Annotated in this window: 12 protein-coding genes; 8 read left to right on the forward strand and 4 right to left on the reverse strand. The window is 45.7% G+C overall.

Annotated features, from left to right (window positions below; all coding sequences use genetic code 11):
* The first annotated feature begins 31 nt into the window (after nt 1–31).
* Both MKZ16_RS04560 and MKZ16_RS04565 read left to right on the forward strand, forming a co-directional pair.
* Nucleotides 32–382 carry a DUF1648 domain-containing protein gene (locus MKZ16_RS04560; protein ID WP_081387265.1) on the forward strand — a complete coding sequence of 117 codons (351 nt, stop codon included), beginning with the start codon at nt 32–34 and terminating at the stop codon, nt 380–382.
* A 50-nt stretch (nt 383–432) separates the two neighbouring features.
* Nucleotides 433–1425, forward strand: a complete 993-nt coding sequence (locus MKZ16_RS04565; protein ID WP_036680866.1) for a Gfo/Idh/MocA family oxidoreductase — start codon at nt 433–435, stop codon at nt 1423–1425.
* Nucleotides 1426–1505: 80 nt separating this feature from the next.
* Here MKZ16_RS04565 and wrbA read toward each other — a convergent pair whose 3' ends face one another.
* A complete protein-coding gene (gene wrbA / locus MKZ16_RS04570; RefSeq protein ID WP_036680804.1) occupies nt 1506–2141 on the reverse strand; it encodes an NAD(P)H:quinone oxidoreductase type IV in 636 nt (211 codons plus the stop codon).
* 152 nt (nt 2142–2293) lie between these two features.
* Between wrbA and MKZ16_RS04575 the strand changes: the two genes are divergently transcribed.
* From MKZ16_RS04575 to MKZ16_RS04590, 4 genes are all read left to right on the forward strand, one after another.
* On the forward strand, nt 2294–2929 hold the full coding sequence (locus tag MKZ16_RS04575) for an effector binding domain-containing protein (protein ID WP_143759071.1): 636 nt from the start codon (nt 2294–2296) through the stop codon (nt 2927–2929).
* Between the two features lie 471 nt (nt 2930–3400).
* Nucleotides 3401–3538 carry a hypothetical protein gene (locus MKZ16_RS04580; protein WP_162636657.1) on the forward strand — a complete coding sequence of 46 codons (138 nt, stop codon included), beginning with the start codon at nt 3401–3403 and terminating at the stop codon, nt 3536–3538.
* Between the two features lie 886 nt (nt 3539–4424).
* Nucleotides 4425–4979 carry a pyridoxamine 5'-phosphate oxidase family protein gene (locus MKZ16_RS04585; protein WP_076104205.1) on the forward strand — a complete coding sequence of 185 codons (555 nt, stop codon included), beginning with the start codon at nt 4425–4427 and terminating at the stop codon, nt 4977–4979.
* Between the two features lie 500 nt (nt 4980–5479).
* Nucleotides 5480–6880 carry an ADP-ribosylglycohydrolase family protein gene (locus tag MKZ16_RS04590; protein ID WP_076104206.1) on the forward strand — a complete coding sequence of 467 codons (1401 nt, stop codon included), beginning with the start codon at nt 5480–5482 and terminating at the stop codon, nt 6878–6880.
* A 572-nt stretch (nt 6881–7452) separates the two neighbouring features.
* Here MKZ16_RS04590 and MKZ16_RS04595 read toward each other — a convergent pair.
* From MKZ16_RS04595 to MKZ16_RS04605, 3 genes are all read right to left on the reverse strand, one after another.
* Nucleotides 7453–9225 (reverse strand): hypothetical protein, encoded by a 1773-nt coding sequence (locus MKZ16_RS04595; protein WP_076104207.1) that lies wholly within the window; start codon nt 9223–9225, stop codon nt 7453–7455.
* A 147-nt stretch (nt 9226–9372) separates the two neighbouring features.
* The gene (locus tag MKZ16_RS04600) at nt 9373–10299 is read right to left on the reverse strand and encodes a hypothetical protein (RefSeq protein WP_036680808.1); all 927 of its coding nucleotides are present in this window, start codon (nt 10297–10299) and stop codon (nt 9373–9375) included.
* Nucleotides 10292–10444, reverse strand: coding sequence for a hypothetical protein (locus tag MKZ16_RS04605; RefSeq protein ID WP_155986556.1), 153 nt, complete (start codon nt 10442–10444; stop codon nt 10292–10294). Before MKZ16_RS04605 ends, MKZ16_RS04600 begins: the two co-directional genes overlap by 8 nt.
* Nucleotides 10445–10649: 205 nt before the next feature.
* On the opposite strand from MKZ16_RS04605, the gene MKZ16_RS04610 reads away from it, so the two are divergent.
* Nucleotides 10650–12467, forward strand: coding sequence for a vWA domain-containing protein (locus MKZ16_RS04610; protein ID WP_076104208.1), 1818 nt, complete (start codon nt 10650–10652; stop codon nt 12465–12467).
* 89 nt (nt 12468–12556) lie between these two features.
* Entirely contained in the window at nt 12557–15946 is a 3390-nt protein-coding gene (locus MKZ16_RS04615) for a tubulin-like doman-containing protein (RefSeq protein ID WP_076104209.1), read from the forward strand.
* Nucleotides 15947–15948: the final 2 nt, after the last annotated feature.

Consider the following 15948-nt stretch of genomic DNA (forward strand, 5'->3'; position numbering starts at 1 on the left):
GATTATTTTTCCGCACAAGGAGGGTAAAACGTTGTTCAAAACCAAACTGACGATGATTTTAAGCAGTGTGGTGGCCTTGATTCCTGTAGCTATTTATTTATTCCTTTATTCCAAAATGCCGGATACCGTCCCGATTCATTATGATGGGAACATGGCTGATCGATTTGTAAGTAAAGCTAGTCTGGAGGTTATTTTGCAAAGCGGGCTGGGTTGTTTGGGATTCATAATCATGAAGCTTTTACAGTTCCTTTTGCAAAAAGCGTTTATTCAAAGCTCTAACGAGCACTCAGCGGCCTTGAGCAAGATCTGGAATATTGCTATTTTGGTGGTGACGGTGGTGTTTGCTGGCATCAGTTCCTATACATTCATTAGAATGGTCTGATAGAATTAAAGAGACTTAGCAGAAGGATTAGGAGGAACATGCAAATGAAAATGGACAACGCTTACAAGGTGAGATGGGGAATTATTAGCACAGGCTGGATTGCTCATCAATTTGTTACTGATTTGGCGCATGCCAGTAATGGTGTGGCTTATGCCGTTGGGTCAAGATCTCAGGAAAGTGCCGATGAATTTGCTAAAAATCATGGGATTCCGCATGCCTATGCAACCTATGAGGAATTGCTGAATGACCCAAATGTAGACGCGGTATATATTGGAACGCCGCATCCTTTTCACAAAGAAAATGCTTTAATGGCGCTGCGTGCAGGCAAAGCTGTCCTGTGTGAGAAACCTTTTACCGTAAACAGCGGTGAATTGGAAGAAGTTGTGGCCTATGCTAGAGCGCATAAGCTATTCCTGATGGAGGCGATGTGGAGTCGCTACATCCCGGCGATTGTAAAGGTTAGAGAATGGATTGCTGAGGGCAAGATCGGTGATGTTCGTTTGGTGAAGGCAGACCTAGGGTTTCGTACCGACTGGAACCCGGAAGGCAGATTGCTGAATCCGAAGCTGGGCGGGGGTGCGCTGCTGGATGTGGGGATTTATCCGGTTTCTTTTGCCTCCATGGTGTTTGGACCTCATCCTGAGTCTATTTCCAGCACAGTGCACATAGGTGAGACTGGAGTGGACGAGCATTTCTCGATGCTGTTGTCATATGGTAACGGGAAAACCGCTTCGTTGAACGGTGGTATTCGTCTTAACATGTTGGAGGAAGCGCATGTGTTTGGCACAGAAGGCCGTATTATTGTAGAGGGTACATTAGTGAACCCGAAATCGGCTGCGCTTTATATAGGAGATGAGAAGGTAGAGAGCTTTGTGGATGACCGTGCTTCTATTGGATATTGTTTTGAAGCGGAGGAAGTAGGACGGTGTCTTCAGGCAGGGCTTACAGAGAGTCCGGTGATGACATTGGATGAATCGTTAGCGATTCTGAAACTGCTGGATCAAGTGCGTGCACAGTGGGGGCTTAAATACCCTGGAGAGTAATTAAAAAATAAATTAAACACCCCTCGGTGTAGTGCTGCACAAGTAGCTCCGAGGGGTGTTGTTATATTAACTAAGCTGCGCTAGTTCTGATTATTGGCGTTTTTGCCTGCCTGAACCCAGCCGGCCACTTCAACGGTACGCTTCGCTTGATGAAAAACAGCGTCACGGATCCGATCCTGATCTTCGATCATTTTACCGTCTCCATCTACGCTGACACTTGTTCCGTAAGGGTTGCCTCCCGCACCGAATGTGACTGGATCAGTATAACCGGGTGCTGCAACAATTGCTCCCCAGTGATACATCGACGTGTAGAGTGCCAAAATCGTAGCTTCTTGTCCACCATGCGGGTTCTGTGCTGAGCTCATGGCGCTGACGACTTTGTTTACTGTTAGTCCTTTGCCCCAAATGCCACCGGTTGTATCAATGAACTGCTTCATCTGGGAAGCAATGTTACCGTAACGGGTTGGGGAACTGAAAATAATCGCATCTGCTTCGACTATATCGTCGGGTGTGGCGACTGGGATATCTTTTGTTTCTTCAGCTAGGGCCTTCATGGCTGGATTTGCGGCGATTTTATCCTCGGGGACCAGTTCCTGCACCTTCAGCAGTTTTACCTCAGCTCCTGCTTTTTCTGCGCTTTCCGCGGCCCATTGTGCTAGCTGGTAGTTAGTTCCTGTGGCACTGTAGTAGATGACAGCTAATTTGATTTTTGACATGCTGTAGTCATTCCCTTCGAGTGTAGTTCCATACTATTAATTACCCTAATGGTGTCTTTATAACCCAGACTGAAATCAATCTATTCGAACTGGACAGACAGATGTCCACTTTGCCTGTGTATACTAAGTTCAATCACAGGAAATGAGGGAGAATGATGAATACTTATTTTGTAGAGAAAGCGAAAATGACCTTGGCTGGGGTTAGCATACGCACAACTAATGAAGTGGAAATGGGACCTGATGGAGGTTTGCCGCAGCTGTGGGAAACTTATTTTCAGAGTAATATTGCGGGGCAGGTAGCTACGGTAAATTCTGAGTATATCTATGCGTTGTATACGGATTATAAGAGTGATGCGAGCGGAGCGTATACCGTTGTGATCGGGCATGAAGTAGCTGAGGAGAGACATTTAGAGGGAAACCAGCTAGAGGAAAACGGGCTAGAGGAAAGCGAGCTAGAGGAAAGCGAACTAGAGGAAAACGAGCTAGAGAAAAGCGAGCTAGAGGAAAGCGAACTAGAGGAAAACGAGCTAGAGGAAAACGAGCTAGAGAAAAACCAACTAGAGGAAAGCCAGTTCACCTATGCGGTTGTACCGGAGAGCAAATACATGGTTTTTACGACGAAAAAAGGTCCGGTATTTGAAGTGGTCGCTCAAGCGTGGGGGGAGATTTGGGCGTACTTTAAGCAGTCTAGGGAGGCAAGAACTTACACGGGGGATTTTGAGATTTATGATTCGCGAAATTTTGATCCTGCTGACACGCAGGTTGAGATTTATATTGCGATTGAATAGATTAGGGGAAAGATGGTTTTTATGTGCTTAGTGGGTTAAGTGCTTAAGCGGGAGGTTTTATAGGGAAAAGTTTTATTTTATAGGAAATTGTTTAAAGGGAAGTATTTTAGAGGGAAAAAGGGGTTTAAGGGACTTGCTTCTGACAGTAGTATCAAGCAACTTGCGAGAGAAGGGGGGCTGCCGAGAGGTAGTCCCTATTTTTGCTGACGTGCCTCGTACCGGGGGGAAGGGTTACTTGACGGTGGAAGAGAATAAACAGCTTTAAAGAATATATACATCAGTAAAAAATAATTGATAACGACTCTTGTCTCATCTGGGGATATGTTGTTAATCCTTGCTGAGGCGCTTGCATTTAGGCAGACGGGGGAGACATAAGAGAAGCCCTAGAGTATATATACTTAACTAATGTGTCTGCGGAAAATATACGGTAAAAATCCCGTGGATTTGCTGGATTAGGCAGAAGTGTCAGGAATGAACGGTAAAAATCCCGCAGAATCGCTAGATTGGGCAGAAGTGGTGAGAATGAACGGTAAAAATCCCGTAGATTTGCTGGATTGGGCAGAAGTGGCGAGAATGAACGGTAAAAATCCCGTAGATTTGCTGGGTTGAGCCAAAGTGGCGGAAATGTACGGTAAAAATACTCTACATCAGCTGCATAGCGTCGAATTAGTCAGAAATAAGAGCAAAAGTGCTCTACATTAGCCGCCCCAAGCTAAAATAGCAAAAAAGAGAGACAAAAATGCTCTACATTAACCGCCCCGAGCCAAAGTAGCAGGAAAGAGAGGCAAAAATGCCCTACATTAGCCGCCCTGAGCTAAAGTAGCAGGAAAGAGAGACAAAAATGCTCTACATTAACCGCCCCGAGCTAAAATAGCAAGAAAGAGAGACAAAAATGCCCTACATTAGCCGCCCCGAGCTAAAGTAGCAGGAAAGAGAGTCCAAAATGCCCTACATTAGCCGCCCTGAGCTAAAGTAGCAGGAAAGAGAGGCAAAAATGCCCTACATTAGCGGCCCGAAGCTAAAGTAGCAGAAAAGAGAGACAAAAATGCTCTACATTAACCGCCCCGAGCCAAAGTAGCAGGAAAGAGAGGCAAAAATGCCCTACATTAGCGGCCCGAAGCTAAAGTAGCAGGAAAGAGAGGCAAAAATGCCCTACATTAGCCGCCCCAACCCAAAGTTAGTTTGGTGGAGGAGCTAGTGGAGCTGGTATAGTTAATGGAGTTAATGCACTTATGGAACTGATCCAGTTGGTGAAACTAACGGAGTTGATAGAGCTAAAATAACTGGTGGAGTTGAAGTAGTTGGTAAAGCTATTTAGTTAAGCAAATGTGGTTGATGGAACTGAGGTGATTGGTGAAGCTGCTGTAGTTCATTTAGTTCATGTGTTCATGTAGTTCATGTAGTTCATGGAACTTGTTAAGTCGGTGGATCCGATGGAGTTGAGTAGAGATGACCAATTAGCCAACACACAAATATACAGAAATGGAGAATGCAAATGGGAAAACAATTTACCGCTATACTACCTGTACATGAAGAGTTTATTCTTCGGCAGCACCTTTTTTTCGTAGGGTCAGCGCCGCTTTCAGGAGATGGGCATGTTAACCTTTCGCCGAAGGGACATGATTGTTTTCGGATTTTGTCTCCTAATCAGGTGGCCTATCTAGATATGACTGGTAGCGGTAATGAGACGAGCGCGCATCTGCTGGAAAATGGAAGAGTGACGGTTATGTTTTGTGCGTTTGAGGGACCGCCTAATATTTTAAGGCTGTATGGAACAGGGGCTGTGGTTTTGCCTGAATCAGCAGAATGGGAAACACTGTCCCCTTTGTTTACATCTCTGCCTGGAGCTAGACAGATCATTTTGATAGATGTTCATAAAGTACAGACTTCCTGCGGGTTTTCGGTCCCATTCATGAGTTATGCAGGTGAGCGGGATACGTTGCAGCGTTGGTCTATCCAAAAGGGCGAGACAGGCCTGAGAGAATATAGACAAGAAAAAAACAGAAAGAGTATAGACGGGCTACCCACACCTCTTGGACAAAAAAACTGACCAGACAGGAGTTCCCATTCCCATGGTCGGCAGAAGGAGCCTACTACCCATAGGGAGTGCTTATCCAATCGTTCAAAGTTGTCTGCTTCGTATATGTACACCCAAGTCGCTATAGTTACTTGACTACTCATTATAAATGTTCACTAGTTGGTAAAGTGTATGCTATAAACCATTACATTCGATCTCATTAGGTAAAGTAATAAGCTAATTGAACGCAACAAGTAATCCCGTAATCCCGTAATCCCGTAATCAAAAAAATGAAGGCCATAAGGGTGGCGACTCATTTGGCACCCCGTTGGAGGGATTTTTTAGAGTGTCTTTCACTATTTAATAGTCTATTAAACTTATTGCTTTTACTGTTATTTCTATCATCGTGTGTTCGTTTATTTAAACTTATAATGAAGGCTATGGGATGACTGCTTTTCCATCTAGCATCATTTACATTCTCATGTAGAAATCATTTAAAACGTAGATTAATAAACGGACAAAGGAGATACAGCATGCTGCCATCACTCGCATTTCTTAAAGGTCAATTAGAAGGGATTTTACGCAATAAATTTGCACAGGGGCATCAAACCTCGGGTTATTTAGCCAAGCTGGAACAGCTTCCCGCAAGCTATGATGCCTATCTGGAATTCGCTCATAGCTTGGCTGCCATTCCAATGAGGGACAATTGGCCTTACTATGAACCAAACGATTTAGAAGAGATATGGCAGGAATGCGATCCGGCACGACCTTTAGGCCAGGTAGGCATCTTGAATCTGAAGGATAGCTCCAAGCGTGTGGAGGCGGGATTCCTCGCTTCAGTCTGTGGTTCAATGCTAGGCAAACCGATTGAGGTAAACCCCAGTTTGTTGGAATTGCGTAAAGCGTTAACTTCTGTAGGGGAATGGCCACTGAATGATTACATTTCCGATGAAGTTCTCCATGCTTTAGATCGTCGACATTGGTCTTGGTTTGAGACGACGCGGGGGCGAATTCGTTATGTGGCACCTGATGATGATATCAATTACACATTAATGGGAATGATGGCGTTAGAACAATTTGGTGATGGTTTTACGAAAAGAAATTTAAGAGATTTATGGATAAATCATCTTCCGATAAGTACTACTTGGGGGCCGGAGAGAGCCATTTTGCTTCGATCGGGAATTAGCTATCTGGAGCATGATAGAGAACTGTTCAATCATTCTGAAATAGAGGCTTGGCCCGACTTCATGGTACAAGATACAGAACTATGCGGAGCAGCAATTCGCGCAGATGCTTACGGTTATGCTTGTCCTGGTCAGCCCGCGCTTGCCGCTGAGCTAGCTTGGCGTGATGCGAGTTTTACACATCGCCGGACGGGTATCTACGCCACGATGTTCATCGCCGCTGCGATTGCAGCTGCGCAAGTGCTGCGCGATCCTATTAAAATAATAAGTACTGCACTGCAATTCGTACCTAGAAGGAGCCGATTCTATGAGATTACTCAGGATTGCCTGCAGATGGTAGCAAATGCAGATAACTGGCTGGAAGCTTATCAGAGCATTAACCATAAGTATGCAAATTATAGTCACTGTCAGGTTTACCAGGAAATAGGTACCTTAATTAATACATTTCGATTTGCAGACAATGTCGGTGACGGGATATGCAAGCAGGTGATGCAAGGCAACGATACGGACAGCTTTGGAGCAACAGCAGGCTCTCTGCTCGGGGTTTATTTCGGTTCTGACAACCTGGAAACAAGATGGCTTGAGCCTTTCCAAGACCGGATTCATACAGGATTATCTAATTTTCATGAGCAAAAGCTATCCCGTTTGGCTGAGCGGATGGGGCGTTTGCCAGAGCTGTTGCATACTCGCCAACATCGAATTGAACCCAGCGAGCTCTATGTAAACGAGAACACCGATTTAAACCTTTGAATTTGATTTCATCAAAAAATGGTTAAGTGGGACCTATAAAGAAGTGCTTCAGAAATTAAAAGTGCCAATTAAGTAGCTGAGTAAAAGTCACCGTGCTTAATGCAATATGTACATTATCCCGTAACGGGTTACTATTTGATTTTTTTCATCTATCCATAGACTGCTAGTACATGGACAAAAAGACACCAACCCCCGGTTAGTGTCTTTTTGTCCAGCGACAGGTATTGCTAACAATGGCAAATTTGCTTAAAGAAGTTACATCAAACGGAGATCACATAAGGGATGATGCGTAACCAATGGTGTGATAGCGTCTGGAGTAGATTACTTGAAAGTTCAATGAATTGGTAAAAATATCCGAAATAGGTGACTTAACGAGACTTAGACTACAGGATAATTACGAAGTGACTAACGAGCTGTGTGATCTTCATGCCATTAGGTACCTATTAACCATCGCAGCGCTGTCCAACGCCAGTTGCTATAAGTGGTGGAGCTTACAGGATCGTGGAGCCGAGCCAAAGACAAGGTTATCCCGTATCCCGTATCCCGCATCTCGTATCCCAAATCCCAAATTCCTACCTCCCAAAGCTCATGCTACCTACGGATTCCACTATAAACACAGGTACATATTGCTCGCCCATGTCTGTTCCAACGAGTTCATATCCATTCTGATATTGGCCACTAACTAACGCGTTACCTGTAACGGAACCCACTTCTCCTTGGAGCAAAAAATAATTCCCATCCGAGTAAGCAAGACTATTGCCGAAGTTATCTACGACGATCTCACAATGAAAAGAGACCTTTTCAAAAGGATGAGTGGTTAGATCGGAAGCTGAAATTACTGCATACTCCTGAACGATCTCCGCAAATTGATAGATGCCGTCTACTTTACGGTAAAGTGCCGTTTGCCCGTCAACACCGTCTCCAAGATCCGCATTAGGCACGAGAATAGAGTCATCGGGCTGCAATTCATAACTATCGCCAGCTAAAGAAAATAACTGCGAAATACCATTCGATTTCATCTCATACGCTGTGAAAAGGGTGCGTCCACCTTCGACCTCAGATTGGGCTAAAACCACAGGTACACCTGAGGAGGTTGCCAACTGTTCATTAAAAGTAAGACTGCGCAGACTCTCGAAGCGTGGCAAGCTGTTTCCGGTTAATGTGACCACATTGTCGTCGTTATTCATCGCGGCATAATAGAGCACGCCACTGTTATCCGTCCCGGCGACGATCACTTTTGTGCCCGATAGTCCTTTGCGGGAGATGACGTTGTCGTATTTGCCTTGCTCTTCACCGCCAGGAAGGAGGCGAACAGGCTCTGCGATATTCCAGGCCAGCCTAGCAGCGGCAATGTTTGTCGAAGTATCTTCTAGCGGAGCAAGCGCTCCGTATAATTGTATCGCTTCAGCATATTGACCTTTAGTAGTCAGACGTTTGGCATTTTTCAGTACCTTAGCCTTACTAGTATCGATCAAAGTCAGCACCTTGGATGACGTGATGCCTGCCGATCCTGCAAAATTACGATAAGCTACAGCATGCCCAGCAAAAGCTGTGATATTGTCACCTTCAAGATCTTTGTTCAGGATGATCTTCCCGCTGCTTTCTGCTTGTTGAAGTACCCAAGGAGCTTCGTAATTATGCTGGCTATAAGCACTCATCAGGGACAGGGTGCTTTCCAGCATGCCGGTAAAGTTTCCTGCTCCTGCTAAGGATTTTAATATAGCTGTATCATGGCTTTTAAACTTTGAGGTTAGTAAATCCTCTTTGGAAGCTGCACTTCCATAATAAGCATCAGGAATCTGCAAAAGATTCCATTTAAAGTTCTCTTCATTACTCACCCCTCCGCTCTGGTTCTGGGCAAGCTCGGCAAGGAACTGCTCCTTAAACTGACGGAAATAAGAGGTGAACTGGTCTGAAATGCCTGAGGCCGACGATAACTGGCGATAATAGGATTCATAGGGGCCGTCTGGCTTCATATATGTAGCTTTTAAACTAAGCAGAGCTTGATAGCTCTTCATAAATCCGGCAAAATCCTTAGTCGCTGCTTCCTCCTTAGTAGAGGCTACCAAAACATTCAGAACTTTGCGGATGTCCGTGATTGGAGCTAATTCATCCAGACGTATTGCGACTCTTTCTTCCTGGTAATCAATGGAATGGTTGGCCGCTGCTTGGCGGTACTGATTCTCTGCATTAATCAGATCCCCAGCAGCGTAGAGACGGTCGGCTTCTTTGGTAATTTGTATTTTATCTGCGATGAGAAAAACCTTCTGTCCAAGCAGCACAAGCATGCATATACACAAAATGATCATAAAGTTTCGCAGGGTTATTAATTGTTTGAACGTCATATAGAGTAGCCTCTTTTTTCAAAATATAAGAAAGCCTAAGAAAGTATAAGTTTCACGGTATACATCATCCTTATATTTCTTTGAGAAACGGTTGGTTGTCATCAATAAGGATGTTTGTTTTATATTGGCTCATCTTAGCTTTCAGATCTATTGGACCTCCGGGTCCCAGCGATATTTGGCTTCACGAATGTCAGCTACCCTGAGGTCTAAGCCGTTCCAAGGTTCATGGGGATTCGCAGCAATGAGTTTGGACAACCGCATAAAACGGTCTTTAGGCAGATCTTGCACGTATCGGCCAATCATATTGGAGTAGAGCAGGGCATAACGCTTCATTCTTACCGCCGCTCCCGCAACGCTCGTAAGGATGGTTAAGCCGTTAGCCATCTGGCGAATCTCCACTTCATAGTTCTTCACGTAGCGTAGTGTACGATCCTTAATGAGATCGGGACGGACTTTAGCGATCTCGCCGATATATTCGGCTAGCAGTGGTTCGAAGTCTTTTAGTAGAAGCTGCTCCAGTTCTAGATCCATATCCTTGCGGAGTAAAAATCCATGCAGCAAAGCCACTCGCTGCCGCGCGATCCGGTCGCCGCGAAGCAGGATGGAGAGCTCGCGCAGCTTCTCATAGGCAAGAACATCATCCTCACGGAGTACGGAGACAGCTTCCTGACGGTTGACCTCCAGCCCTTCCTTGATGATGCCGATCCCACGACCAAGCAGCTCATTGAGAGAACGAAGATTCTCGTTCTGCCTTACTTTTCGCTGCGTATAGTACAATAGTCCAGCAAGCACAAGACCCCCGGCGCCACACAATATCATTTGTTGGATGCTATTTCCAAAATAGACAGAGGCTAGTGTGAGCAGTAAGATGAATAGTAGACGGGTATGCATCTTCCGTCTGGCTAGTGATGCTGCGTGCTGCTCTACAGCAATAAGTGAGGCTCTGCCACATTTGCTACAGCGGTCTTCGCCAAGAGCGGTATACCGCCCGCAGTGGCGACAGATGCGCAGCTTGTCATAAGCGTAACGAGGGGCCTTGAAAGGCCGGAAGGTAACAGGTCTTTTCTTATTCACGGCCTTTATCGCCTCCGTTCAAAGCGGCTAGCAGTCGATCGTTAATATCATCACGTGTCAGTGGTTTGCGCTGATGTGCGGCATAAATGGAAATCTGAATTACGGCAATTAGGAACGTAATCCCAAGAATGACGTATGAAATCATGGAACAATCCTTTCTCATGGACGCTCTGCAGTCCAGATGGCTTTTAGAATGATAATCTTCTATGCATCAATGCACTGGGTCCGGCGGTCCTAAAGTTGAAGTTTACAAGGTTTAATTATATCATAATGGCATGCTATTTACAGATTTTAGCGATAGTGCTGAACCTGTCATATGTGCCTAATATAACACAAGAGGAGCCCTATTTATGCTTCGTAAATATCAAAGTATTAGAACAACCAAGACTCTCTTTCTACGTATCTTTCCGGCATTGCTCCTGGCTCTTTGTCTAGCTGCCTCGCCTTTTGCAGCTGTTAAGGCCTATGCGGCAACGTCGGCGCAATCTCACATTGACGCTGTGCTTCTTATTGATGTCAGCAACTCCATGAAGACTAGTGACAAGAACAAAATCGCCAACGAAGCGATGAAAATGTTCATAGATATGTTATCCACCCAAGGTGATAAAGTAGGTATTGTTGCCTATACCGACAAGGTGCAACGGGAAAAGGCCCTGCTGCAAATTAGCTCGGAGAGCGATAAGCAGGATTTGAAGGATTTTATTGATGGTTTGGACCGAGGAGCTTATACCGATATCGCTATTGGCGTAGAGGAAGCTGTGAAGGTTCTGCAGAATGGAAGCGACCCTTCCCATGAGCCTATCATTGTAATGCTCGCTGACGGCAATAACGATTTCAACAAAGCGACAGGCCGGACGCAAAGTGAATCAGATAAAGAGCTAAAGGCGGCCGTAGAGGTTGCCAAAAAGAATGGCTATCCCATCTATACCATTGGACTTAATGCAGATGGCAAGCTGAATAAACAAAGCCTCGCCGACCTGTCCAATGAGACGGGGGGTAAAGCATTTTCGACGGACTCAGCAGATGATCTGCCGCAAATCCTGAGTGAGATTTTTGCCAGCCATTTGAAGCTGAAGGTAGTGCCTGTGCAGTCGATTACTGCAAATGGCGATTATCAGGATGTGACCGTCAACGTACCTAACGGCAGTGTTTTGGAAGCCAATATCTCAATTATGTCTTCACAGCCTGTGACAGCGAAGTTAACGGACCCGTCAGGGAAAGAAGTTGCGATCCCCTCAAACAATGTCCTGCTGTCCAAGTCTTCTACTTATAGCTTGATTAAGCTACTGTCACCGCAGGAAGGAGATTGGAAACTTCAGGTTAAAGGTGTGCCAAAGGATAAGATTGATATTAATCTAGTCTTTAACTATGACCTGGAGCTTAAGATCGATGCGTTGCCATCAGCAACCTATAAAAAGGGTGATAAAATCGACATCACCTCGCATCTGTTCAGCAACGGTACTCAGGTAACACTCAGTAATTTGTATCAAGATATGAAGGCGGTACTGCTTGCTACAGATATCGATACAGGAGATGTGCAAGAAATCGAACTGGATAACTCCGGTGCTGTCTTCAAGGGTACCTTTGAGGTAAAAGAAAGCCATAACTACGAGCTGAAGGTACGAGCAGAGGAAAGCAGCTTCTATCGGGAAAGTGCACCTGTCCAAATCAGCGCGAAGACAGGCGGAGCAGCAACAACAGCACCTTCTACAGGGACTGGCAAGGAAGAACCCCTGAAGGAAGCTTCGTCCAAAACCCTGTATTACATTATAGGGGGTATTCTTCTAGTGCTGGCAGCTGGTGCAGCATGGTATGTGCTGAATAAGAAATCGGCGCGTGGTTTTGTTGGACAGCTGGTAGTAGAGGTTAAAGACAGCAATACGGGTGAGAAGACCTACCCACAATATAAGAAGCTTGCAGGCTTCAAGGGCAAGTTCACCCTTCATCAGCTGCTGCAATTGGCGCCTGAACTGAAGGAGAGCGAAGGTGTTGTTTTCACCCCGGCTAAGAATGACCGGTTGCTGTTACGCAGCGGAGAAGGTGTTACTGTGGAGAGGTCCGGACGTGCTGCGGATGCTTCGCGTGGTCTTGAACTGAAGAGTGGGGACCGCGTTTCAGTATCTCTACAGACGGTAGATAAGACGATTTATCTGGAATATTTAGTATAGTAGGCAATGGGCAATGTATGCCGCAGAAACAGTTTTGCTGCAAGATATCTGAAGTACAGCTTCCGCAAAATTTTTAGGAGGATAAGCATATGAAACCAGTAGTAAGAGAGCATATACAGCAGTTGGATGTATCACTAGGCGGCGGGATTGTCAGCGATAAAATCAGGGTGGATACGATTGATAATCCGATCCTGATCATTGGACTAGGGGGCACGGGCATTGATGCCCTGCTGCGTCTTAAATATCAGATTAACCGCCGCTTTAAGCTGCCGGAGGATCCGATATCCAAGAAGAAACGGGACAAGCCGGATAATGTAGAATTTCTAGCTTTTGAGACGAATGAACAGGATCGCGGAAAAAAATACAAAGGTATTGGGCTGGACCCGCAAAATGAATTTGTACTGTTGGCGAATGCTGAAATCGGCGGACTGCTACAGAACCGTAGTATTCTCGATTCTTATATTACAGATTGGCTGTCACCTGAGTTAAGTATTACAGATGGTATGAATGGTGCCGCTGGTGTGCGGCAGGCTGGACGTCTGCTTTTATTCACCAAGATTAATCAGGTTGTAGGCGCGATTGATAAGAAGATCAAGACGTTATCCGTAGGCACTAACAAAAAGCTGATGGTCTTTCTGCTGACAGGTCTGTCGGGCGGTACAGGCAGTGGGGCTTTCTTGGATATTGCCTATATCGTACGCGGTATTATTGAACGTGACTACGGATCAGCCGGTATTGACCGTGTGAACACACTGGGTTATCTCTTTACACCTGACGTGAATCTGTCTAATAAAAGTCTAAGTGAGCACACGCGTGAATATATTCGCAAGAACGGTTATGCAGCGCTAAAAGAGCTGGATTACTGGATGAATGTGGACAGTCGTGGTGAGCGATTCCAGCAGCAATACGGTAATATTTTGACGGTAAATTCACCGCTGCCTCCATTTAATCTATGTCATTTAATCTCTGCAACGAATACCGAGGGTAAGCTGCTGGAGAATGCGTACGATTACTGTATGAACGTAACGGCGGAGAACATCACGAACTTTATGGCGAGTGAAGAAAAACAGTCTGGTGAAGAATTCGCCATCCATGACTATATCAGTAATATCCGCACCAACATTGCGCAGATGAACAAGACCTACCCAGCTAACTATGAATACAACATTATCGGTGCCTCGTCTGCTGTGCTTCCGATTGAGGAAATGACGACTTACCTGGCTTTCCGCTTGTTTGATAAAATGGAAAAAATGTTCCAGCAGGCCCCTGGTCAAGAGGATGTAGAGAAATTCGCACGTAAGCTGGGGATTGATCTCGACAGTATGATCAAGACGTTTGAATCCCGTGTGCCTGAGCCGTTGCCAGGCTACGAGAACAGCGAACGCTTGAGCCATGCCAATGTTGTTAAGAATCAAGTGGTAAGCATGGATACAGAGCTGGAGCAGAACTTCCTGGCTCGTGCCCGTGAAGAATATATCAAATCGAAAAAGCAGTTGCCTGGCGAAATTGTGGGACGTTTCAGTGAAGAGCTGGAGCGCATCTTCCTGCACCCAGAGCAAGGGCCATTCTACGTTTCCCGCCTGCTGTATACCGAGAAGGGCTTCTGTATTTTGAAGCTGATTCAGTCTTATATTGAGGCTTTACGTGAAAGCTTGTTGCGTTTGCCACGTGATATTGAGACGGCTCAGGACAGTGCGGATGAGAAGCTGAGCGATGCCCGCAGTGCTTTTGTCTCCAAAGAGAAGAAGAAAAATGCCTATATTGAGGCTAAAATCAATGAATATTGGCTGCACGCCGATGTAGAACGCACTGAGCAAATGATTCAATTTTACGAGGACTTATATGAGCTCTTAAACGATGAGAACAGCCGGATTTACGGTGTGTTTACAGAGATTCTTAGTGCGCTTAGCTCGATTTTTGCCAAAAACGGGGACATCCTTATCAATGGCGAAGAGCAGGCAGACTATAAAGGAAACAAAACTTATTATTGGAACATTGTGAACGTGCCGGATATTTCGGCGACCATCTCCAAGATCATGGATCAGAAGGACGGCGACGACCTGATTCGCGACTTCACCCGTGAAATGCTGAAGCATTCCGGACGTTGGGTCAAAGAGCAGGAGATTGATATCGTCCGCTCGATTTCGGAATTCCTTAGCGATAAGTTTGGGGATCTGATTACCCGTTCGATGGAGGATTTCCTTGTGATGAAATTCGGCCATGAAGAGCCGCTGGATAAATTCGTTGAGCGGATTATTGCCGGTAAATTGGACGAAGAGGCTGTGCCTACCTTCCACCTTAGCAATAGCTCGGGCAGCTTACATTTCCCATCATGGGGTTTCGTTTCCGTGCCTGTTAAAGCGCCGGGTATCCTAAAAGGGATTCGTAATTATCAGAATAATGCGCTTGGCAAATCGCAATTTACGATCAAGGAAAGTCAAGTGAAAAACCGTATTTTCTGGCTTAACACACGTAACGGTGTGCCACTTTTCGTATACACGCCGCTGCGGGTGTTTGAAGAGAACTATGAGCGGACCATTCTCGACAAGGAAGGGATTGGCCGCCATCTCGTGATGACGGATAAGAACAACTGGACGTATCTGCCTTCTCCGATTCCGGAAAAATCATGGGGCGACACTTACGTCAATTCTCGTGTACGTGATTATAACGCTAGAGTGCGTGCAGACTTTGCAAAAGCGCTGGCAAGTGGAGTCATTATTGAAAAAGGTGTAGATGAGAACACAAGTAACAGATATTCTGTTGTGTTCACCAAACCTTTTGATCTGGACGCCATTTTGAGTGGTTTCGATATGCAACTGCAATCCACACGCCCGAATCTCGGTGAAGTGAAGAAGGCGGTTGATGAGCTGAAGAGTCTGCGTGAGAAGGGCTTGGAGCGCGAAGGCATTAAAGATATCTTTGGCAGCATCAACAAGGACATGGCGCAGGAGAATCTCATTCGTTCACCGCAGCTGATTTCACGTGTTCGTGTGGAGTTGGCCAAATATGCTGAACTGACTGCCAAAGCCGCTGAGCTTGAAGGTGTGCTTCATCAATATCTGGACGAAGATAAGTGGATGGATCAGTTCATTGAAGCTTTGTATACGGACAGCATTATCAAAAAAGGCGCACTCTACGTTTATGACCGTGATGAAGAAGAGGACGCTTGGGAGCCGTTTGCTAATTTGATGAAAGAGCGCAGCTACGTAGAGTATGCCGTGTATCGGCACTTCCGGGAGCTGGATGAGAAGAGCCGCAGCGTACTGCTGCGTAAGGCAGCACGTCGTGCAGGTGAAATGACTGCCGCTGAAGACGTTACCCCGCTGCTCTATAAGCTGGAAGGACTGTATGTATCATTCCTGGAAGCACGCGACAGCTTGGAGTACGAACGGGTAGAGTATGAGAGCGGCGATGAGATGTACGGATTCTACAAGAGCATGACTAGCAAGCTCGGCAGTATCCGCAGAAAGTTGAAATAGGC

It is taken from the genome of Paenibacillus sp. FSL R5-0928 (assembly GCF_037970385.1).
GTDB classification, from domain to species: Bacteria; Bacillota; Bacilli; order Paenibacillales; family Paenibacillaceae; genus Paenibacillus_AQ; species Paenibacillus_AQ odorifer.

Bases quoted from the DNA above. Each gene is read 5' to 3' on its own strand.
- MKZ16_RS04565 (WP_036680866.1), top strand. From the start codon at position 433: ATGGACAACGCTTACAAGGTGAGATGGGGAATTATTAGCACAGGCTGG.
- wrbA (WP_036680804.1), bottom strand. From the start codon at position 2,141: ATGTCAAAAATCAAATTAGCTGTCATCTACTACAGTGCCACAGGAACT.
- MKZ16_RS04575 (WP_143759071.1), top strand. From the start codon at position 2,294: ATGATGAATACTTATTTTGTAGAGAAAGCGAAAATGACCTTGGCTGGG.
- MKZ16_RS04580 (WP_162636657.1), top strand. From the start codon at position 3,401: ATGAACGGTAAAAATCCCGCAGAATCGCTAGATTGGGCAGAAGTGGTG.
- MKZ16_RS04585 (WP_076104205.1), top strand. From the start codon at position 4,425: ATGGGAAAACAATTTACCGCTATACTACCTGTACATGAAGAGTTTATT.
- MKZ16_RS04590 (WP_076104206.1), top strand. From the start codon at position 5,480: ATGCTGCCATCACTCGCATTTCTTAAAGGTCAATTAGAAGGGATTTTA.
- MKZ16_RS04595 (WP_076104207.1), bottom strand. From the start codon at position 9,225: ATGACGTTCAAACAATTAATAACCCTGCGAAACTTTATGATCATTTTG.
- MKZ16_RS04605 (WP_155986556.1), bottom strand. From the start codon at position 10,444: ATGATTTCATACGTCATTCTTGGGATTACGTTCCTAATTGCCGTAATT.
- MKZ16_RS04610 (WP_076104208.1), top strand. From the start codon at position 10,650: ATGCTTCGTAAATATCAAAGTATTAGAACAACCAAGACTCTCTTTCTA.
- MKZ16_RS04615 (WP_076104209.1), top strand. From the start codon at position 12,557: ATGAAACCAGTAGTAAGAGAGCATATACAGCAGTTGGATGTATCACTA.